Origin of the sequence: Sporomusa sp. GT1 (assembly GCF_014634905.1) — a bacterium.
Lineage (GTDB): Bacteria > Bacillota > Negativicutes > Sporomusales > Sporomusaceae > Sporomusa > Sporomusa sphaeroides.
This window is the reverse complement of record NZ_BMBX01000003.1, coordinates 36,535-58,399: the sequence shown is the minus strand read 5'-3', so window position 1 is coordinate 58,399 and position 21,865 is coordinate 36,535. Positions and strand designations below refer to the sequence as shown.

Annotated in this window: 19 protein-coding genes and 1 pseudogene; 3 read left to right on the top strand and 17 right to left on the bottom strand. The window is 45.2% G+C overall.

The window, feature by feature from the left end:
* The 6 genes from GT1_RS05840 to GT1_RS05815 form a co-directional block, all read right to left on the bottom strand.
* Nucleotides 1-1,083 carry a hypothetical protein gene (locus GT1_RS05840; protein WP_188397959.1) on the bottom strand — a complete coding sequence of 361 codons (1,083 nt, stop codon included), beginning with the start codon at nt 1,081-1,083 and terminating at the stop codon, nt 1-3.
* A 168-nt stretch (nt 1,084-1,251) separates the two neighbouring features.
* Complete coding sequence (locus tag GT1_RS05835; protein ID WP_188397958.1) at nt 1,252-3,837, bottom strand: autotransporter domain-containing protein; 2,586 nt, start codon at nt 3,835-3,837, stop codon at nt 1,252-1,254.
* 217 nt (nt 3,838-4,054) lie between these two features.
* On the bottom strand, nt 4,055-4,675 hold the full coding sequence (locus GT1_RS05830; RefSeq protein WP_188397957.1) for a response regulator: 621 nt from the start codon (nt 4,673-4,675) through the stop codon (nt 4,055-4,057).
* A gap of 36 nt (nt 4,676-4,711) precedes the next feature.
* Nucleotides 4,712-5,341, bottom strand: a complete 630-nt coding sequence (locus tag GT1_RS05825) for a sigma-70 family RNA polymerase sigma factor (RefSeq protein WP_223226081.1) — start codon at nt 5,339-5,341, stop codon at nt 4,712-4,714.
* Nucleotides 5,342-6,040: 699 nt separating this feature from the next.
* A complete protein-coding gene (locus GT1_RS05820) occupies nt 6,041-6,763 on the bottom strand; it encodes a hypothetical protein (protein ID WP_188397955.1) in 723 nt (240 codons plus the stop codon).
* 612 nt (nt 6,764-7,375) lie between these two features.
* Nucleotides 7,376-8,098, bottom strand: coding sequence for a LytTR family DNA-binding domain-containing protein (locus GT1_RS05815; RefSeq protein WP_188397954.1), 723 nt, complete (start codon nt 8,096-8,098; stop codon nt 7,376-7,378).
* A 365-nt stretch (nt 8,099-8,463) separates the two neighbouring features.
* Between GT1_RS05815 and GT1_RS05810 the strand changes: the two genes are divergently transcribed.
* Entirely contained in the window at nt 8,464-9,513 is a 1,050-nt protein-coding gene (locus GT1_RS05810; RefSeq protein ID WP_223226080.1) for an ATP-binding protein, read from the top strand.
* A 358-nt stretch (nt 9,514-9,871) separates the two neighbouring features.
* Nucleotides 9,872-9,916 (top strand): annotated as a pseudogene (locus GT1_RS22635) (hypothetical protein); the annotation flags it as partial.
* 35 nt (nt 9,917-9,951) lie between these two features.
* On the opposite strand, the gene GT1_RS22630 reads toward GT1_RS22635, so the two are convergent.
* The 10 genes from GT1_RS22630 to GT1_RS05765 all read right to left on the bottom strand — a co-directional run bounded on the left by GT1_RS22630 (nt 9,952) and on the right by GT1_RS05765 (nt 18,117).
* Entirely contained in the window at nt 9,952-10,086 is a 135-nt protein-coding gene (locus tag GT1_RS22630; protein WP_304626364.1) for a hypothetical protein, read from the bottom strand.
* Nucleotides 10,083-10,217 carry a hypothetical protein gene (locus GT1_RS22505; protein WP_255430410.1) on the bottom strand — a complete coding sequence of 45 codons (135 nt, stop codon included), beginning with the start codon at nt 10,215-10,217 and terminating at the stop codon, nt 10,083-10,085. Before GT1_RS22505 ends, GT1_RS22630 begins: the two co-directional genes overlap by 4 nt.
* 361 nt (nt 10,218-10,578) lie before the next feature.
* Nucleotides 10,579-11,016, bottom strand: coding sequence for a hypothetical protein (locus GT1_RS05800; protein ID WP_188397951.1), 438 nt, complete (start codon nt 11,014-11,016; stop codon nt 10,579-10,581).
* 327 nt (nt 11,017-11,343) lie between these two features.
* Nucleotides 11,344-11,682, bottom strand: coding sequence for a hypothetical protein (locus GT1_RS05795; RefSeq protein ID WP_188397950.1), 339 nt, complete (start codon nt 11,680-11,682; stop codon nt 11,344-11,346).
* Nucleotides 11,683-11,889: 207 nt separating this feature from the next.
* Complete coding sequence (locus GT1_RS05790; protein ID WP_188397949.1) at nt 11,890-12,804, bottom strand: 5'-nucleotidase; 915 nt, start codon at nt 12,802-12,804, stop codon at nt 11,890-11,892.
* 338 nt (nt 12,805-13,142) lie between these two features.
* Nucleotides 13,143-13,478, bottom strand: coding sequence for an arsenate reductase family protein (locus GT1_RS05785; protein WP_188397948.1), 336 nt, complete (start codon nt 13,476-13,478; stop codon nt 13,143-13,145).
* Between the two features lie 24 nt (nt 13,479-13,502).
* Entirely contained in the window at nt 13,503-15,419 is a 1,917-nt protein-coding gene (locus GT1_RS05780) for an ABC-F family ATP-binding cassette domain-containing protein (RefSeq protein ID WP_188397947.1), read from the bottom strand.
* 261 nt (nt 15,420-15,680) lie between these two features.
* Complete coding sequence (locus GT1_RS05775) at nt 15,681-16,559, bottom strand: NAD(P)-dependent oxidoreductase (RefSeq protein ID WP_188397946.1); 879 nt, start codon at nt 16,557-16,559, stop codon at nt 15,681-15,683.
* A gap of 92 nt (nt 16,560-16,651) precedes the next feature.
* The gene (locus GT1_RS05770; RefSeq protein WP_188397945.1) at nt 16,652-17,812 is read right to left on the bottom strand and encodes a UxaA family hydrolase; all 1,161 of its coding nucleotides are present in this window, start codon (nt 17,810-17,812) and stop codon (nt 16,652-16,654) included.
* Nucleotides 17,813-17,817: 5 nt separating this feature from the next.
* A complete protein-coding gene (locus GT1_RS05765; protein ID WP_188397944.1) occupies nt 17,818-18,117 on the bottom strand; it encodes a UxaA family hydrolase in 300 nt (99 codons plus the stop codon).
* 331 nt (nt 18,118-18,448) lie between these two features.
* Between GT1_RS05765 and GT1_RS05760 the strand changes: the two genes are divergently transcribed.
* Nucleotides 18,449-19,750, top strand: a complete 1,302-nt coding sequence (locus GT1_RS05760; RefSeq protein WP_188397943.1) for a DEAD/DEAH box helicase — start codon at nt 18,449-18,451, stop codon at nt 19,748-19,750.
* Nucleotides 19,751-19,775: 25 nt separating this feature from the next.
* Here the strand turns inward: GT1_RS05760 and GT1_RS05755 are convergent, their stop codons facing one another.
* The gene (locus GT1_RS05755) at nt 19,776-21,782 is read right to left on the bottom strand and encodes a DNA topoisomerase III (RefSeq protein WP_188397942.1); all 2,007 of its coding nucleotides are present in this window, start codon (nt 21,780-21,782) and stop codon (nt 19,776-19,778) included.
* Between the last annotated feature and the right edge of the window lie 83 nt (nt 21,783-21,865).

Below are 21,865 nucleotides of genomic sequence, written 5' to 3'. Positions count from 1 at the left end.
TTACCTCATACTAACTACAATCACGCTGTGACTAATTTCATTTACCTTTACCGGTAACTCCGGCATTTTTTCTAACCGCTCTGCTAATATAGCCGGATTGCCGTTATAATTGACATCAAACATCGCTGTTCCTTGCTGATAGTCCCGCAAAAATACATTGCTGACTCCAGGCTGCGCTCTTACTAAGCGACCCAGTAGATTAATAACCGCATAATCATTGACCGCGACTACCTTGAGCCGGAGTCCCTTTTCCGGGTTGGCGGCATAAGTCATCAGCTTGTCTGCAAAGAACTTTCCGGCCAGTTTACCGGCATTGTTCAAAGATGCCTTGGCAGCAGCAAGTTCAGTAACATCAATTCCGCCGCTATGAAAGCCTTGTGCAGCAATAATCTCACCGGTATCGGCCTTAATCAATCTTGTCTCGATACGCGCGTAGCAGGATATGATGCTGTGACCGGGGTCATATCCTGCATGCTCACTAAAGGCTTCCCCCACAATCAAATAATCAAGCGGTTCCGTGGCAGCAAGTCGTATAGCTGTGGCGGTATCGCCACGGTTGATAACAGCCTTGATCGCATCAGAACGGCGAATATGAGCCAGCCTGTTAGGATCTGTCAAGCGCTTAAAGCCTGCCTCAATTAGTTGGTTAAGGATGGCTGATTCAGCTGCCGGCTCAGGGAGCGGACGGTTGTAATGCTCGGTGACGATAACGGCAATACGGGGGTCACGCAAGCCCACATCAATCATTTGTAAACGCTGCAAGGTCGTCATAAGTTGGGAATTTGGCTCAGAATCAACTATTATCCTGGCCTGGATGACAATCCTAGCATCCATATATTGTTCTGATAAAATAGAATACTCTCTGATAAAGCCTTGCGATTTGGTATAAACATCATCGGTTAGCACAGCATAGTTTCGCACCCGTGTCTGCGAATCGACCAGGGTTCCGACTGCTTGTTCCACAGCTTGGCGGAATGCATCCTGCATAGCCGCTTCACGAGAAATGCCATGACCGTTGACTACCACTTCCTGGGCGTTTGCATCCAGGCATGGAAACATTCCCAACCATACTGCTAATAACATGAACAAGAATCTAAACCATTTCATTGTCTCACCCATTTCCTTCTTCTGCTTAATTTGGTTTCCTTGCTATGCTTTGCGGTTGACGATCGGGGGTGACTCTGTGAGATTTTATCTGACTTTCATCTTTTTTAGAGTAACTTAAAGGAGCTGCCACCTGATTGGGGAAGCCTAAAATACCCGCTTAAGCTGCACCGACCCGGTCACACCTTCCCGTTTCCCCGCATATCCCTGGAGGCCAAGTTCGAGGCTGTTGCTGCTTTCCGGGCGGCTTTTGATGCTTACGCCCAGCTCCAGGATGCCGGTGCCGCCATTAAGGCTGGGGGCATCCAGACTCATGCCGTAGACGCTGCCCTGGGCTTTGCCGTCAAACTCGTATTCATAAGCCAAACCGGCATAGTTGGTTACTTTGCCGCCCGGCTGAGCTTTGCTTAGGCGGGCGCCGATGCGCAAGCGGTGGGAATCGGTTCCGTCAAAGTTAAAACGTTCTCCGGCGATGGTTACGTTATCACCGTTCTGGTGTGTCCAGAGATATTTGACATAGGTGTCCAGTGTTTTGTTGCCATTGACTTTCAGCTTGCCAACACCGATATGTGCGCCGTAGTAGGCAGCGTCACTGTCATAGGAGGCTCTTTGTCCGGCGGGAGTTCTTAGGTCGCTGCTGCTGAAGTCAGTTTTGCTTTTGCCGCCCCGCAGCGAACCTTCCAGGTAGCTGCCGTTTGCTTTATCCCGTCTGGCAAGTACGCCTAAGCCATAGTAGCGGGTATCTCCCTGACCTTTGACACTGGGCATATTGCCAAAGCTGTTGTAGCTGTCATAGTTGCCCCAACCTGTTTCGAGGAATAGCCCTTTCAGTACTGCACCGTTCTCGGCATCTTGCTGCTTAGCCCAGCCGATAATGAGGGAGGTGCCTTGCACATCGGCATGGGAGCCGGTTTTATACTTGGACGAGCCATGTGACATGCCGCCAAACATGGCGATTGCACCTCCGGCTGCTTGCGCCTGTGCCCTGGCATCAGCCAGGCCGTCACCGACTGCCATGTCCGCACCTTGGTTGACAAAAGCCATTCCGGCAGCAACGCCTTCGGCGAGAGCCTTGGTCTGCGGGTTGACTTGTGCGGAGGTTAGTGTTGCTGTTAATCCCTTACCCGCCGTAGCCGCCATATCGAAATCATAGAGCATAGAAATACCTGACTGCACGTTAGATACATGATAGGCAGCAGGAGTACCTATAGTGTTGTTGATCAAGGTAACGGTATCACCTTGCTTCAACGGCGAACCGCTTTCCATGCCGGTAATTGCTACCTGGGTGCCTGTTAGGTTGGTAGCATTGGTAACGGTGAGCATGGTGCCGCCGTTTTTCAGGGATGCAGGAAGGAAGAAGTTGTAGTTTTGGAAGCTGTTAACTTCTTTGAGGGTTCCTGTGAAACCGTTGACATTCAGGGTATTGCCGGTAGATGTGCCGCTGCTGGAAAGATCTATCCAACCGCCATAAACAGAAGATGTGGCTGCCAATCGTACGTTGCTGCCAATGGTTACTGTATTATCGTTGGCAGATCCCTGGGAACTCATGCCGCCATAAACATCGTAAAGAATTTCGCCGCCAGTGATGTTGACCGTATTGCCGGAAGCATTTCCGGGAACATGACCGAGAACAACGCTGTTATCCATTGTCTTGCCGCCATAAATGTTACCTACCTTACCATCACTAAACAGTACTTCGTTGTTTTCAGTGCTGCCTTCTGAACTAAATCCTCCCTCAAGCGTATTCGCTTCTCCGCCGCTCATGATGGCTTTGTTGCCTATAGCATTACCATCCCCTGAACTTCCGCCTGTTACATCGGAAACACTGCCGCCGCTCATGGTTACAAGGTTATTCTCGGCATTGCCAGAATTACTGTGTCCGCCCATAAGCGACCCGCTGGCGCCATCAAAGTTATGGATAATGCCACCGGACATGTGCGCCTCGTTGCCGGAGACTAGACCGGTATTGCTCCAAGCAGCCCTGGCCGTACTACCCATTATCTCGCCGCCAGTAACGAATAGCTTGTTGCCTGTCACTGGACCGCTGGTGCTTTCCCCTGCATCGACACGGTTGATTTTGGCGGTACCACTGATGGTTACCGTATTGCCGGAGGAAGTACCATCTTGACTAGAACCACCAATAACCCATCCATTAGACATAGTGCCTAATCCATCGCCCACCGTACCACCGGAAATGATAACACTGTTGCCTATAGCATCACCGGCAGCATTAGCAGAACCGCCGCGCACTTGATTTTTAACAGTGCCTCCTGAGATTGTTATTTTGTTATTGGTGGCATTACCATTGAGGCTTATGCCGCTAATCGCCATGTTATCAATTGTGCCACCGGAAATAGTCACGGTATTACCGGTAGATTCCAAGCCATTCGCGGCAGCATCATACCCGCCGTAAAGATTATTGGTCACAGTCCCATTCAAAAAATTCACCGTGTTGCCAGTCACCGCCGCGCTATTCGAGAGGCCGCCGAAAACCCGGTACGGGGTTATGCCGGTTGTATAATTTACAGTGACCGTGTTGCCCGATGCACCAGACACGGCAGAAGTGCCGGGAAACAGACTTGGGTTGCTCGCGCCGCCGATGGCGGCGGTTTGCAGCCCTGTGCCACCTGTCGCCTCGGCGTCGTCGTAGGTGACATCAGCAGCACCAACAGGTACCGCTGCGCCGAACATCATGCAGCAAGCCGCAAATACGGCTGTGTTTTTAACCAACATACGCTGTAAAACAGCTCTATACTTGGATACTAGCATCTTTATCGCATTTTCTGACAGTCTTAACAAAATTAACTCCTCCTTGTTAACAATATCTACATTAATTATAGTTAAATCTTGCGACTATTAATTCCAGATGGGGAAAACTGCAGGCTTTTAGGTGAAATTAGCGAAATAATAAAAAAAGCCATGCATGACGCATGGCAGCTAATTGTGGTTATTAGACTTCTAAGCGTTTCGCCTCCCCATAGATGCGATCCAGTTCACTTTGGTTTACCAGCACTATTGACCAGGGGCCAAGTTTCATACAATTTCGTGGGCAGTAGAAGCTAACTATATCCATAGCATTGACTTCCACCATTTTCTGACCGCAGACATGACATTTTGCGTGCCATGTCATCACATTGTTCTGGGGGCTGCCTGCCTCATCGCCGCTCAATAAGATACGATACAAAGCTTTTTGAAAAATTTCTGCGGTGTGAGGTTTTACGATAAAGGTGTCAATGCCGATACAAACACTTTCCTGAACGGCATCTTCTGTATTTCGGCTGCTACACATGATAATTTTGGCCGCAGGCTGCGTTCGCTTCACTTCTTTCAGCACCGCTATACCGTCCACCTCGTCCATAATGATATCTATAATGAAAAGATCAAAGGTCTTTTCTTTTATCTTTTCCAACGCTTCTCTCCCGCTACCGGCCTGCTGTACTTGCTCTTTGTTAAATCCGATAGTAAGCAATTCTCGTGTAATCAAGGCCCGGGAAAATACGGAATCGTCAACAACCAGGATTTGCGCTTGATCGTATAATTCTTTAATTCTATCACTGATTTTGGGTTCCAAACTAAAGCCTCCATTCTAAATCTTGGCGAAAGGTGGTCAGTACCTGCTTTTTTTCTTTTTGCCAAAACCGCGCCATTCCTTCAAGTGCAATGCCATTTTTTTGTGGGCTCTTTGGATTGCGTTATCTACTACCTTTTCTTGAAAATCCAATACTTGTGCGATTTCCCGCTGTTTATAGCCGGCAATATACAGCTCAATAACTCTTTTTTCCAGGCGTGACAGTACACTGTCCATTGTCGCATAGATGGTCTTGATGGTTTCATTTTCAATAATCTGCTCAGCAGGATCATCAGAAGAACTCTGCTTGGTTATACCAATTAACTCTAACTGATCGCTTGTGTTTGACCAATCTGCTATTGCACTTAACGAAATGGCTTTATTGAGAATGTAGTGTTTTTTGCGATTATACATGATTACTGCTGATTTGATTGTATTTTTAATATTAAGCTCAGCAATTAAGTGAAACGATCTGCCGCGTTCCTCATCATAATGACGCACAGCTTTATATAGACCGATTAAGCCCCACTGGTACATATCGTGATAATCACCGCCAGGCAAATAATATATCTTTACATAGCGCAAAATGACCTTATTATACCTGGATACTATTTTTTCAAATTCTGTATTGTTAACGCTACCGTCGTTATAAAAGCATGCTGCAAGCACTCTACCTTACCCTTCATTGCTAAAATTTTTCTAATGATTAGTTACATATACTTAAGTCTCACTGCTACCATCCTCCATTTCTACATACGGCGTTTCTCACCGGTTCGGATGTTAATCACTTGCCAGCACTGGTGACGCGGTTTTACTATGCAGATTAGTTTCAATGCTGCGGCAATGATAACTTCTACCAATTGATTTAACTCCCCTTATGCTAATTCCGGCATTAGGAATCAACTACGTTATTGTTCACCTTATTTTCTGGTGTGTCAGGAGATATTTGGCATAGTTTTGCTTTTGCCGCCCCGCAGCAAACCTTCCAGTTAGCTGCCGTTTGCTTTATCCTGTCTGGCGAGTACGCCTAAGCCATATATCTACATTAATTATAGTTAAATATTGCGACTATTAATTCCCATATGGGGAAAAATGCAGGCTTTTTGGTGAAATTGGCGAAATAATAAAAAAAGCCATGCATGACGCATAAGCAACAGTGCCGCCAGAAAACAGGCCAACAGCCTGTTCAGTCGTTTAGTTAGTTTACACATTCCAATCTTCCTCATTTTCTGCATAAGTTACAGCATTAATTATGGTTAAATTTAACAGTTATATGCCCCAGATATGAAAACAGCAGATGAGCAAAAAAATACGAGAGACAGCCTTCCTAAGAACCTGCCTCTCGGTGAACGGTGCTTGCTGAGCTTTTTACTTTTCTACTGTTAAAGTTGAAGCTTTCCTAAAATCGCCAAGAGATATAACAATTTTTTTGTCCCCTGGGCTAACAAAAGCATAGTTTTCATACATCTGTTCACCATTGGCAGTTATATCAAGCTGATCACCACTAAAATCCTCTGTAGTATTGTCTTCAAAGTAACATCTAACAGTATATTTGCAGGTATGAAAAGCTTCCCCAACTTTATATTCGGTTTGATCAGGCTGATTTATAAGCTCATAACGACTTACAGCCTTATCAAAAGCGGGAACTACTGTCAGTGTTTGTTTAATACTGTAGTTTCCTAATCGAATGACAAAGTTTTTATTGCCAGCTTCTTTAAACTTGTATCCTTTCGCTAGCTTAACACCATTAACATAAAACTCTAAATCGCTCGCTCTAAAATCATCATAGGTACCATTGGTATAAACACATCTTACGGTAATATCAGAAGGGTCAAATAAGTCTAATGTTTGTCTATACGAAAACTCCGGCGGAGCGTTTAGTATATAGCATTCTTTGATATTAGCGCCGAGGTTAGCAGGAAAAACCTGCAAATCATATTGACCTTGCTTACCCTGATATTTTATAGTGATGGACTTTTTACCAGGAGTTTTAAATACGTAACCCTCTCCAATTGGTACTCCATTGGCCCAATACTTTAGCTCTTTATGTCCATGATAGTTAGAACGATTTTTAGCATAATAAATATGCATGCCTACATCGCTAGTGCGAAATGCTTCTCCAACTTTATAAACTCTAGTTAATGCTACAACCTCAACCGAACCGGGAGGAATATTAAGACGTCACGTAGAGGCTGCTTTAACTTCTGACTGAAATGACATAAAAAAGGTCATAGCAATAACTGCTGTGAAAAATAAAAACATTTTTTTCATTTAGTCTCCTCCTCCAGGGAAAAAGTATCTTATTTCAACCGAGTTACGAGGCCTGTCCCGTTTTCAGGCATGACAGTACACTGTCCTTTGTCGCATAGATGGTCTTTCTCAGCACCTATATAGTGACATCAGCAGCACCGACAGGTGCAGCCGTCCCGAACATCACGCAGCACGTTGCAAATACGGCTGTGCTTTTAACCAACATACGCTGTAAAACAGCCCGGTAGTTAGATACTAGCATGTTTATTACATTTTTTTACAGTATTGGCAAAATGAACTCCCTCCTTGTTAACAATTCCATATCTATCTTAATTATAATTAAATCTTGCGACTGTTAATTCCATATGTGGAAAAATGCAGGCTTTTGGGTGAAATTGGCGAAATAATAAAAAGCCATGCATGACGCATGGCAGCTAATTGTGGTTATATATACTATTGACTATTTAGAAGCGTATAGAAGGATTCCCTGACTTTATCTTTATTTGTTCGGCTAATTGGTATGGCCGTTCCGGCAGTTAATACAAACTTGTCATTTTCATATTTCTCGATATAGAGGAAATTGACCAGATAGCTTTTGTGTGACCGGATAAAAGTGTTTAACTGCTGCGTTTGTTCGAATTCATCCAGTTTAGCATAAACAGTTATTTTCTCCGCTGTCTTCGCCAGGACAATATTAACTCTATTATTTTCACTTTCTAAGTAAAGGATATCTCTTGTCGGTATTTTTTTAGTTACACCGCGGTAAGTGATACAAATACTTGCTTTATCTACATTTTCGATCTGCGCTATTGCCCTTTCCATAACCTTGCCTAACTGATCTATCTGTATCGGTTTTACCAGATAACCTGTTGCGTTGACTTCGTATCCTTCATAAACGTAATCTGTTGAACTTGTCAGAAATATAACGTTAACTAACTTGTCCTGTTTACGGATTATCCGTGCACATGTCATTCCATTCATATCGTCCATAATGATATCCAGAAATATGATATCAAAACATATGGTTTTACTCTCGATAACTGAGTTTAATTTATAAGGGTTATCGTAAGCAAAGATATTAGCATTGACACCCTGCTGGCATAAATAATTTTCAATTGCTTCGTATAGCTTTATTCTGTCAGCAGCATTATCGTCACAAATCGCTATGATTAGCATTGGTCGCCACCTCGTAACCAGATTCACCTAAAGCGTGGGATATAAATAACAATTCTGCAACATTATAATCAATCCCTTTTTAGTTGGATTGATTTAATGTCGCAGCAGTAGGAGAGCTTATTTTGCAAGAGAGTATAGTGCTTGTAAGCAGAGGCATATTTTTAATAACAAATATTTTACTGCTATATATATTCTTAACTCCACGGCGTCCTCTTTGGTTTCAAGTGACTGCCTTCTCTGTTACCTGGATCACTGTTTACTTTTTGCGCGGCATTTTGCAGACCATTATCCCTGATCCTTTTTTGCTTGGCTACATGGTGGGCTCATTGTATATGGTTCCTTGCGCGCTGATTTTTAAGGAGACAATGAATGCTAAGCTTTTTGTCTTTTTTATGATTTTTTCCCTTTCCCAGTTTACTTTTCTTATCTTTTTATTTCTAGAGCAATTACTATTTAACCATTATGTAGGCGGCTTGGTTTTGGCAGGTCTGCTGCTTGAGGCTGCATCACTGCCTTTAATAAAAAAATATGTATCACCCCATGCCAGCAATATGATTGCAATTATCGATCAGCGAAATTTCGTTTTTACCTGTTTTCCCCTTTTGTCATTTGTACTGCTGGCATTTTATGGGGTGCAAAGAACCTATTTGCTATCCAACTTCATTCCGCTGGTAGTAAATACCTTATTGATTCTTTTTACCTATTACCTGGTTGCTACAGCGATCTATCAGACCATGCGCAACCAGCAAGCAGAAAAACAACTGGCCTTGCAGCACGAACATTATCGCAACCTAAACGATAGTATTAACGCTATGAAACTAATGCGCCATGACTTACGTCATCATCTTGTGACATGCTTAGAGTTTTTAATAAAAAAAGACTCGGCTGCGGCAGAAATTTATCTGGGCCAGCTTTGCAATCACTATGACGACATTGCTCTCCCGAAAGTTTGTTCCAACCAAATTGCGGATGCTCTCATTAGCTATTACCTAAAGGCGGCCCAGGAGCAAGGTATTACTGTAAATACAAACTTGCATTTGCCCGGCAATTTAGGCATTGATGATCAAGACCTGTGCGTTATTCTTGGCAACTGCCTGGAAAACGCTGTTGAAGCCTGCAGTAAAATGCCTCCAGATCAGTTGCGTTTTATTGACATTAAAACCACCATAGCCAAGAATCATCTGGTAATTAAAATTGCTAATTCTTTTTGCGGCTCCGTTATACGTCAAGACGATGGTTTTGTATCCTCAAAACATGGCAATAATCATGGAATGGGGCTTGCCAGTGTGAAAGCCCTAACTTCCAAATACCACGGTTATTGCTCTATGTATTGTGAACAACAAGTATTCAAAGTTGCTGTCTCCTTGAAACTGCCGGAAACAGTTGCCGAATCGCGATCATTCAGTATTCCTTGAATTATTGTGAAAATAAACTTTTCATCTGTATACTTGTGTCAAGTAAGCCTGAGATAAGTTTTTGCCATGCGTCATGCATGGCTTTTTTCTTTCTTTATTTCGCCAATTTCACCAGAAAACCTGTAGAAGCACGGGGACGTAAAATCCGCTTCGCAACAATACTTAAGTATGCTTCTGCTGGAAACCAGTGCCTAATACACGGAAGAAAAATGTAGGAGAAGCAAAGGGACGTAAAATTCGCTTCGCAAAAATGCTTAAATAAGCTTCTGGCTGGAATCTGTGCTTGCTATTACCGAAGCAAATTGTACGTCCCCGCGCTTCCACTAGCAACAAGTTCTTTAGCGACTGGGGAGAATTAATGAGCGACACCGTGATTGCAACGGCCTTGTTGGACCGGTTACTGCATCATGCTCATGTCATCAACATCCGCGGAGACACTTACAGACTCAGGGACAGATTGAAGACCGGCGTAAAAACGGTGCCACCGACTGACATCCATGCAGCGGACAAACCGGCGATATCTTGATCGGCGGTTACGAACTCCGGCGTATTTACTTCCGGCAAGTGGGTCATTTTTCAACCGGCGATTCGGTCAATTTGAATCCGGCGTTGACAAACATCGGTTTTTGTGTAATTGGATCTAAATCTGCTTTGGAATCATATGTAAAAAAATTATCAAATGGATCATAATTATATACCTTCACATTCATACCTCCCCTGGTTGGCAGAGGACGAGATTAATGACATACTATTTTGTGCTAGGAAGTGGTGCGACAATATGCCTATCCCCCTTGCCAACCCCATTGTCCTCTTCAAAACCTGATATAGAGGCATTTTGCCGTACTCAATTATCGCTTTTTTCAAGACACACCCACCGTCCCCTAGTCTTTTCCGCAATGCTTCTCTCGTCTCCTCGGCTGGATTCCATGAAATTCCTAAGACTGGACAGCTTAAACCTGTAATCCTATTTAAGATTCATTAAACCTCATAATCTTCTCCTAAAAGCAAAGTTGTCTTTTTCTTAAGGTACTACAAGATATTTATCCCATGACCTACCTTTGGGGTCTATACTGCCCAAGGCGAAGAAACCTCGACCCTCCCCATATCATCGACGAAAAACACAGCTATTCCTAAAGTGTCTAAAGCAGTCTGAATTTTTTTCACATGATCCAAGTGGTCTTTATTCTTCGGTAAGGCAATTGCAGTATATATCTGATACCGACTATTTTTTATCGACAAAGCTTCTGCTACTTTGTATAGAGCTTCCGCGACGTGAATTCTTACTTGCGCTCGGTCAAACGGCTGGCCATATCTTTCGCTACTCTTCCGCGAACTGGTTGCGCCTTTAGCCTCAACAATAAGTTTTATTTTCATATCGCCATTTTCCTTAAGCGCTATTATATCAAATCCTTGCTGGGTAGTATTCAGCCTTTGTTCAATATAATATCCTTCTTCTTCAAGTTTCTCACAGACAGCCGCTATCACATTGCCTTCAAATAGCATGACCAAGCCTCCCTCTATCACGTTAAAATATCTTTCCATAATTATTGTAAAATTCCTCCATCCTTGACCTACAGATTAGCAAAAATACGATGTCAATCGGTTGAGGGCAATGAGGGCACCTTTCTCTTTTCACGCATTAGAGACGCACAAAAAAGTCCTCAAGCCCTGCAAACACTGGACTTGAGGCAAAAACCAGAACCGTTACCAGTGGTACGGTTCGCCATATCGGGTCAAACAGTGCAGGAAAGGACAATCCTTTCCATTAATGTCACTAACCCCTCCTGTGGCACACAAAAAGCCACATCGAAAATGGGGGCGATTCGTTTGTTATTCAAGTTTCTTGGTTAGGGTTGCAGCGACATCGGAAAGTGCCACATTCGAAAAAGCGGTTGCTGCTTCTAAACAACTCTGCAACCAAGACCGCTCACCGGCATTCAGAATAACGCCAACCGTATTGCCCTCGATTTTGTAAGTTTCCCAACCAACATCACCGCCGGTAAGTAGAGCCTCTTGGGTTTCACGGTTGTAAATGAACACCCACTGCTCGCCATGCTCATTCTCATAGTATCCTAAATAGACTTTGGGGTCCGTTGTCGGGAACGAAGGTGGTTTCCCGCAACCTTTACCATGCCGATTCCTGATTTCGAGTAAAGTTTGTTTTTCCATACTTTATTCCTCCTAAAAGATTATCTTACATGTTATAAATCATTATTTACCGGCAGCAAAGGGACGTAGAATCCACTTCGCACAACATTTGATTATGCTTCTGGCTGAAAATCAGTGCTTGCTATCACAGAAGCAAAATGTACGTCCCTGTGCTTCCAAACAACCTTTTCCTCAAATTGCAGTCATCCCGACCTCAATTCCTGTTTTTCACTTCTGAGAATTTTTTACGCCAATCGGTACATGTCCGGTTGGGACTACTTTTGATGCAGTTATACAGTATGTATGCTGGTCGTCAAAGAAAATGTGTGGATTAAAACTCTCTAATATTGGAGCCTTGTCCAATCCGCCTAAAAAGAAAGCCTCATCAACACCAATTCCCCATTCGCGAAGCGTCTTTATTGCACGCGCATGGGCAGGAGCATTTCGTGCGGTTACTAAAGCCGTCCGTATCGGCTTTTGGTCTGCATCTTTATAGACGTTTTGCAGATTATTTAAAGCAGCGAGAAAGGCTTTAAAAGGGCCAGGTGCCATTGGAATCTCTCTGTTTTCTTTTTCAAACCGTTTAAATTCTTCCAAACCTTTTTCCTGATATATTTTCTCTGACTCATCGCTAAATATTACGGCATCGCCATCAAAGGCAATCCGGATTTCATCAAAGTTTTCATCTTCTCTATAGGGTGTTCCTGTATAAATAGTAGCGCTAGCATATCCATTCTCCAGTGCCAATTTTACATCATCCGGATTCGCCGATAAAAATAAGTCTGCATTAAATGCTTTTAAATATTTATAAGGTGTTCTTCCTCGAGAAAAAGCCGCACGTGTAATATTTAACTGATAAGATTCTATGGAGTTTAAAACTCTAAGTCCAGTATTTGGATCATTTTTAGAAACTAGAATTATTTCAACCATGTCCTCATTTGTTTCCGGATTACGGAGTTCTAATAGGCGCTTTATTAATGGAAAGGCTACTCCCTGTCCCAATACTTCATTTTCGTGCTCTATCTGATACGCTGTATACTCATCCTCGCCTTCTTCTTCAAAAATTTTATTACTGTCATCTAAATCAAAAAGTGCCCGCGAAGATATCGAGATTACTAATTTACCTTCCAATGTAACAGGCATCTTGGCTACCTCCCCCTATAAAAATAGGATTTTGCAACTAGCATTGTAAGATCCCATACTTAACAAAACGCTCATTAAAAATTGCAACAATAGATCCATAGAACGGTTTTTCGAGTCTAAACGCCCTATTAGGCTTCATAACTAATAAATTTGCCATAAAAATACAAAGTTCCTGCAAATTATTAGAACATTCTGTAGGAACTTTGACTATTTCCTTATTTTAATTAGATACGATTAGTTTTGCACCATTACCAATGATACGGTTCTCCCCAACTAACCTTAAGCCCGATACACCTGCACCAAACGAACAGGCATATCACTGAACATATTAGACCCTTCTAACTCCAACTACCCCAAACCTCCGGGCAATACCCTACAGTAGCTTTAGCGCCGTTCCGTACCACCGGAGTTCTTAAGAGCAACGGGTGATTCAGCAGCATTTCTTCCACGTTATGCACCAGATACTTCAGATTACGTTTTTCGTATTCTTTGCCTGTTTTGTCAATCAGGTTTTCCAGTCCGCCAACAGCCGCCCTGACTTTATCCAGTTCGCCTTTGCTTAAGCCGCGCACTGTCAGATCGACAAATTGAAAAGATATCTTGCGCTCCTTGAAATAGCGTTCGGTCTTCCTGGTATCCTGGCATTTTTTTGTGCCAAATATCTGTATGTTCATAGCCTGTCAGACTAGCTCCTTTTATCAATTATTAATATCAAGCTCTTCTACCAGCTCATTAAGATAGGTCCAGCGATCCAATAATTCATTTAGTCTTACCTCTAACGCCTGCTGCTTTGTAGTAAGCTCCTGTAACAGTTCAAAGTTGCTGCCGGCGGTATTGATGGCATGGGATACCTGAGAAAGCTCCTGTTCTACACCGGCAATTACCTCATCTATTTGCTCATACTCACGCTGTTCCTTGAAAGACAGTTTGCGCGGCCGTTCTTTGGGCTTGTCTTGTGTTGCAATTTTCTTGTCTGCAGCATTTTTATTCTTATCTGCACTTAAAGCTTCGGCTTCCAGCATACTGACTCTATCCTGATAATCGGAATAGTTGCCAGGATACTGCGTAATCCTGCCGTCACCTTCAAATGCAAATATTTTTTCCACAAGCCGGTCAAGAAAATATCTGTCATGGGATACCGCAATAACAGCACCCGGGAAGTCGTCAAGATAGTCTTCCAGAATGCTTAAGGTCTGGATATCCAGATCATTGGTCGGTTCGTCCAGCAAGAGCACATTCGGCGCACTCATGAGCACCCGTAATAAGAACAAGCGGCGCTTCTCCCCGCCTGACAGCTTGGCAATCGGTGTCCACTGCAGATTAGGCGGAAAGAGAAAACGTTCTAATAGCTGAGCGGCGCTAAGAGTACCACCGTCGGCTGTCGGCAGAAAGTGAGCTTCTTCTTTGATATATTCAATAACCCGCAGGTCTTGGTTCATTTCGGTGCTTTCCTGAGAAAAGTAACCGATTTTCACTGTTTGGCCGATTTCAACCTGACCTTGGTCAGCAGTGAGCCGCCCGGCAATAATATTAAGTAAAGTGGATTTACCGCTGCCGTTAGGCCCGATAATACCTACTCTGTCGTCTTTAAGGACAATATAACTGAAATCATTGATTAACGTACTAGCTTCAAAGGCTTGGCCGATATGCTCCAGCTCGATAATCTTGCGCCCTAAGCGACTGGCGCCAGCCGTTATCTCTATTTGGCCTTGTCTGCCGTCCGGCGTCTGGGCGCTAAGCTGTTCAAACCTCTCAATCCTGGCCTTTTGCTTGGTGCTGCGGGCCTGCGCTCCCCGCCGTATCCAAGCCAACTCATTGCGCAGGATATTCTGCCGTTTGCGTTCACTGGCTTCCTGCTGGTCTTCCCGCTCGGCCTTAAGCTCCAGAAAATTGCTGTAATTGCCGGTATATGTATATAACTTGCCTTTATCCAATTCGATAATGCGGTTGGTTACCCGGTCAAGAAAATACCTGTCATGGGTAATCATAATAAGTGCACCTTTGCGCTTAGCCAAATAATGTTCCAGCCAGGCTACAGTGTCGTTATCAATATGGTTAGTAGGCTCGTCCAGTATTAACACATCGGCAGGATTAATGAGCGCACTGGCTAATGCCACCCGCTTGCGCTGGCCACCGGACAGGGTGCTGACAATGGCGGTGAAATCAGTAATCCCCAGTTTGGTAAGTATGATTTTGGCATCGCTTTCCAGCTGCCAGGCATTTTGTGTGTCCATCTGCTGCGTTAAGCTGATAAGCCGTTTCTGGCGCACAGTATCATCAGGACAACACTGTGCCTCTAACAAAGCCTGTTCATAGTCTCTCAATACCTGCATGACCGGTGAATGGCCTCTAAACACCTGCTCCAATACGGTAGCCTGGGCATCAAATTCGGGATTTTGTGGCAAATATTCAACCTTTATACCACTACCTGCCGTTATTTTGCCAAAATCTGCGGTATCCACACCGGCGATAATTTTCAAAAAGGTAGATTTGCCTGTGCCGTTAACCCCAATAAGACCAATTTTATCCCCATCATCAATGCCGAGGGTAACATTGCCGAATAACACTCGTTCGCCATAGCTTTTGGTAAGATTCTCTATTGCTAATAAATTCATATTCCATTCCTTTTGTATATATAGTATCTGCCAAGATTTTTCTTTCTCATTTTAACACAAATAGCTTTTTATATGAAGACTGGTACAATAAAGTTACTATACCCAAAAAGCTCTGCAGTGCGTATAAATGCTGTACTGCAGAGCTTTTTCATATATTGTTGCTGCAAAATTCAGGACTTGTATCACATTATCTCAGTTTTTTCAAAAATCCTGTAAAATCCGGGCAATTGGTAGTGCCCATTGGGAACACATTATACTAAATTACTGATACAGTTTGAATAATGCCTGAGTTCCGCTGTCTTCCTCCCCTTGACTTGCCAACTGTTCGTATAGCTTGATTGCCTGCTGCAGTCCCGGAGTATCCAAACCCATTTGTTGAGCAGATTCAATAGCAATTTTCATATCTTTAATAAAATGCTTAACATAAAAGCCTGGCTCAAAATTGCCGGCCAGCATCCTGGGAGCCAGATTGCTCAGTGACCAACTGCCTGCCGCCCCGGTCTCAATACTTTGGAGTACAAGCTTGGGATCAAGGCCAGACCTTTTCGCGTAAGCCATTGCCTCGCATACGCCCATCATGTTGCTTGCAATTGCAATCTGATTGCACATCTTAGTATGCTGGCCCGCCCCGGCGGCGCCTTGTAAAACAATATTTTTACCCATCAGTTCCAAAATCGGACGAACAGCGGCAAAAGCCTCCGGCTCACCGCCCACCATAATGGCAAGCCGTGCTTCTTTTGCTCCAACATCGCCGCCTGAAACTGGCGCGTCAAGAGCCTGCATGTTTTTTGTCTTCGCTTCCTGGTAAATACGGATTGCTAGTTCTGGTGACGACGTAGTCATATCCAAAAAATACGTTCCCTGGCTGGCATTTTTTAATAAACCGTCATCACCCAAATAAACCATTTCGACATCCTTGGGATAGCCGATCATCGTGATAATCACATTGCAATTGGCTGCTAATCCGGCTATCGTTTCTTCCCATACCGCACCCTGTTTAAGTAAATCCTCGGCTTTGACTTTAGTCCGGTTATATACCCGTACAGGATAACCGGCCTTCAGCAAATGCCCTGCCATGCTCTTACCCATAACTCCAATCCCAACAAAGCCTACTACTGTGTTTTTTACTGTTAAAGTCATGTTTTCCACTCCATTTTTACAATCTCAAATTACGTAGCTGCTTCTTTAAACAACAGCACTTCTCTTCATTTATCAAAAATTACTTCAGCAGTCTAGATAACCGGTCCCCGCATATAAATATCCATCGAATTTACATAGCCTGAAATTTCTGCCTTGGTCATAACCCCGGAAGCAACATGGGTTACTTCCTCCAAGACACGGCGCCCGGCATCAGGAATGGTATCATTGCCCTCGATTACGGCACTTAAGTTCATATCAATATGGTCACTCATTTTTTCGGCAGCAGTACGGCTGCCGGTAATTTTAAGCACCGGCACGAACGGAAATCCCTGCGGCGCTCCCCGGCCGGTTGCAAAGACGATTACATTGGCACCCGCAGCAGCCAAACCTGTCAGTATCTCCGGCTCCCGGCCGGGGGAATCCATGACTACCAATCCTTTAACCGTAGGCCGCTCACCATACTCATAGACGGCCTGGATAGGTGCCGACCCGGCTTTGGCGATGGCACCAAGCGACTTCTCTTCAATGGTGGTAAGACCGCCCTTGATATTGCCGCCGGTAGGCTGCCCGCCGCGAATATCCTCACCGACCGCCATGGCTCTTTTTTCCATACGTTCAACCAATTTGTAGATTTCCTGAGCCACTGTTTCATTCACGGCATGCTTGGCTAATATGTGCTCAGCTCCGATGAACTCAGTAACCTCACCGAGAATGGATACCCCGCCTGCAGCCACCAATAGGTCGGTGGCTACGCCGATGGCCGGATTGGGTACCAAGCCGGAAGTAGTATCTGAGCTGCCGCACTTCATGCCCATGACTAAGTCACTGATTGGGCAAGCCTCACGCTTGGCCAGCGATGCCTCCCGCACCATTTCTTGTGCCAGTAGAATGCCTGCCGCTGTTGTCCGTGCCGAACCGCCAATTTCCTGAACGACAATATGTTCTACCCGCTTGCCTGTGGCACGAATACCTTCGACTACGCCAGTGATGTCAGTACTTTCACAGCCAAGGCTCACGATAATTACCGAATGCAGGTTGGGGTTGCTCCCCAAGCCAATTAAGGTTTTGTTCACAATACCAATATCCAGCGGTGTTTGGCAACAGCCCTGATGATGCGTAAAGCGGGCTGTCCCCTGTACTTGGCGGACAATGGACTCAACCACCTCATTGACACATACTACCGCTGACAGAACACCGACAAAATTACGCGTCCCCACTGTACCATTGGCACGACGATAACCCATAAATTCCATATCAGTTACGCCTCCTTCTGCAGGTCGCCGCGGCCGCGCAGGCTTTCGATATTTTGTACATGAGCATGGCAGCCGGTTTCAATATCTGACGTTGCCCGGCCGATGACCTCTCCGTACTTTAAAATGTTTTCCCCGTTATTGATTTTCCGCACTGCAAACTTATGACCATATGGGATATCTTCCATTATACTTACATGCTTGAGCTCCCGTCCCAAACGAATTGCAGCCTGTTGGCCTTTTTTCAGGTCCTGAACTGCGGTAGCCACATTATCGGTGGAATGTAATACAATTGCATCAATGCCCATCTGCTCTCCCCCTCATTTTACAATTACTGCAACTCTGACCATAAGAAATGTTATTATCGTCATATTCTTCTCTCCTCATCAATGCCATTCCTGTTGAAAGTCCCATTTTATTTTATTGTCACCATAATAGACTCTTTGCTAGCTTCCTCTGTCCGTTTTTCAGTAATATATTTTTCTACAAAACTTAGGCTCTGACACCAGACCTTCTAATAAATCCTCTTTACTTTTCTGGAAAATAGTAGTATATTGTATATTTACCACGCATAGCCGCTTTACGGCTTGTGCAAACTGACTTTACCGCATACTATGAAAAAAGAAAGGTGTGCCTTCTATGTCGACAAACTTTTCAGCCTTAGGCATCCGTCCTGAGCTGACTCAATTTTTAAAAACAACAGGAATTACCCGTCCTACCCCGATACAAGCCCAGGCAATTCCTATTTTGCTGGCAGGCAAAGATGTTATTGCCCAAGCCCAGACAGGTACAGGCAAAACACTGGCCTTTTTGCTGCCCATTTTGGAAAAAATAAAAATTTCGGCACCCCATGTACAGGCTTTGATTATCACCCCAACCCGGGAATTAACGCTGCAAATCACGGCCGAGGCCGCCAAACTGGCCAATATACTTGGCATTAATGTCTTGTCGGTACATGGCGGCAAAGCGGTGGATGAGCAAATCCGCAAGCTGAAAGGGCAGCCTCACATCGTAGTCGGCACACCAGGCCGCTTGCTTGACCATGTCAGACGTAAAACGCTGGTGCTTGCCGGTGTTTCCCGGCTGGTGCTGGATGAGGCCGATCAAATGCTGCACATGGGCTTTTTAGAAGAAGTGGAAGAACTGATAAAGCTGACTTCCAGTAAACGGCAGACCCTGCTGTTCTCGGCAACCATGCCGCCGAAGGTGCGGGGACTGGCCGCCCGTTATATGGACAAGCCGGCCGATATCCGCGTCCAAACGGAAAATGTAACTTTGGATGAAATCAAGCAAATTATGATTGAACTGCCTGAGGCCGGCAAGCTTGACAAGCTCTGCAGCCTGATTGATGAACAGCAGCCTTATCTGGCCATTGTATTTTGCCATACTAAAGAACGGGCCAAAGCTGTCAATACTGCCCTTATTCAGCGCGGCTATAAAGCTGACGAGCTGCATGGTGACTTGTCACAGGCTAAACGTATGCAGGTTATGCGCCGCTTTAGCGAGGCAAAGCTGCAAATCCTTGTTGCCACAGATATTGCCGCCCGGGGTCTGGATATTGAGGGCGTCACCCATGTCTTCAGTTATGATATCCCGCACGACCCCGAAAGCTATATCCACCGCATCGGCCGGACCGGACGGGCCGGTCAAACCGGGGCAGCCATCACCTTCATTAGTCCTGGTGAACACATGTATCTGCGGCTGATTGAGCAGGGAATCAAGTCTTCTATTGAAAAATATAAAGCCAACGGACAAAAAGTAATTAAAAATGCGAAAAAAGCCCCTCCATCATCAACTAAGAAAATTACGGAAAAACCGGTGACTGCCAAGAAGACTGGCGACAAAAAAGCCGTCAGCCATGGCGGAAATAATCTTCGCAGCCGCCGGAAACCTAAAACAGACGCAGCGAATTCCGGCAGCAAAGCTCCTAGAGGCAGATAATTTTAAAAACAAGGGCAAGGCGTAATCAGCCTTGCCCTTGTTCTTTTCGTACCGGTATATCCGGCTTGTCATTTTTATCATCAAAGGATGCCCGGCAGGCCGGGTAACGGGAACAGCCCCAGAACTTACCATGCTTGCCGTTTCTAAGCTGCAGTACTCCTTTGCGGCAGCGCGGACAGTGGTGATCACCCTTGAGCGGGATGTCAGCTCCTTTGGCTTTGGTGCAAAGACTGGCCGCAAACCGCGCCTGCTGTCCCAGAAAAGCATCCAGACTGGCACTGCCTTCTGCCATTTGACGCAAAATATCTTCCCATAAGGCGGTAAAGTCAGGATAAGTAAGCTCTTCCGGCAGCATATCCACAAGCAGATACGCAGGTTCGGTTGGTTTGAGGTACTTGCGTTTGGTTTCTTCCCGTAAGAAACCACGTTCAATAAGCTCTTTGATAATGGTGGCCCGGGTGGCCTCAGTCCCAATGCCGGCCACATCTTTCAACTGTTTTTTTAAATCCGGGTTTTTAACATATTTATGAATTTCTTTCATGGCCGCCAGCAACGTGGCTGCCGTAAACCGGCTTGGTGCTTTTGTCGACTTTTTTTCGGCCGAAGCCTGGATAAAGCGCGCCCGGTCCCCTTTGCTCATGGCCGGCAGTGTGCCGCTGTCCTCTTCTTTCTTTTCTTCGGCTTCTGCGCCATATACTTCTTTCCAGCCCAGTTCCTTGATAATCCGGCCATTGGCGGTAAACCTTTCACCGGCATGCTCAAGTTCAGCCCGTGTCTGGTCATAGACATGCACCGGATAGAACTGGGCGATATATGCCTGGGCAATCAGAAAATATATATTTCTTTCAGTTTCATTTAATGCGGCAAAATTACAGCGCTCCACTGTGGGAATAATGGCATGGTGGGCTGTAATCTTTTTGTCGTTCCAGGCCCGGCTGCGAATCAGGCTGTCGGCCTTGCCGGACCAGCCTGCCAATTCACTATGGGCCAACCCTGTCAGATTGCCAAGAATTACAGCAGCATCATCCTGTTGCGATTCAGGCAAAAACTCACAGTCAGAACGCGGATAGGTAGTTAATTTTCGTTCGTACAGCTTTTGGGCGGTATCTAAAACCACCTGCGGGTCATAACCAAACTTTTTGCCTGCCATAACCTGCAATGTCGATAATGCCAGCGGCAAGCGCTGCGGTTCTTTCTTTTCCGTTGTTTCGCATGAGATTACTGCCGCCGGCTCGGTGGCCGCCTGCAGCATTTCCAGCAGGGCCTGGGCAATCGCCTTATCGGCCAGCCGGCCTTCGGTGTCAAGACCCGGCTGCTCCTCCCGCGGTTTCCAATAGGCCGTAAAAATAGTATCACTATGCTCAAAATCAGCTTTGAGTGTAAAATAGTCTGCCTGTTTAAAATTCTCTATCTCGCGTTCCCGGCGAACCACCAGCGCCAGTGTCGGGGTTTTAACCCTCCCAACCGGGAGTGTCGTCCGGTGACCGGCCCGCTGCGCCGCCAGGGTATAAGCACGGGACAAATTCATGCCAATCAGCCAGTCAGCCCGTGACCTGGCTAGCGCCGATTGCTTCAGGTTCTGAAAATCCTGGTTGTCGCGAAGGTTGGCAATGGCCTTCCTGATGCTTTGCTCATCAAGCGCATTTAAAAGCAGCCGGCGCACCGGCTTTTGGTTATGTACATAGTCCAGCACTTCATCAATTAAGAGCTGCCCCTCCCGGTCAGGGTCACCGGCATGAACGATTTCATTGGCCTGCTCAATCAGGTTTTTAATAATCTCAAACTGTTTTTTGCAGGAATCGGCCACAAGCAACTTCCAGCTTTCCGGAATAATCGGCAAGTCTTCTACCCGCCATCTTTCATATTTAGGATCATATTCATCCGGCTCAGCCTGGCGCAGAATGTGTCCATAACCCCAGGTAATGACCCCGCCGCCGGTGTGAATACAACCGTCCTTGCGGCTTGCCGGTCCTGGCAGGCATTTGGCAATTTCCGCTGCCATACTCGGTTTTTCAGCAATATATAGTCTCACTTAACAACTGGCCCCTTCCACATAAGTCATGCCGCCGTCAACACGGTATACCTCATATCCTTATATATTAGCATACATGATAA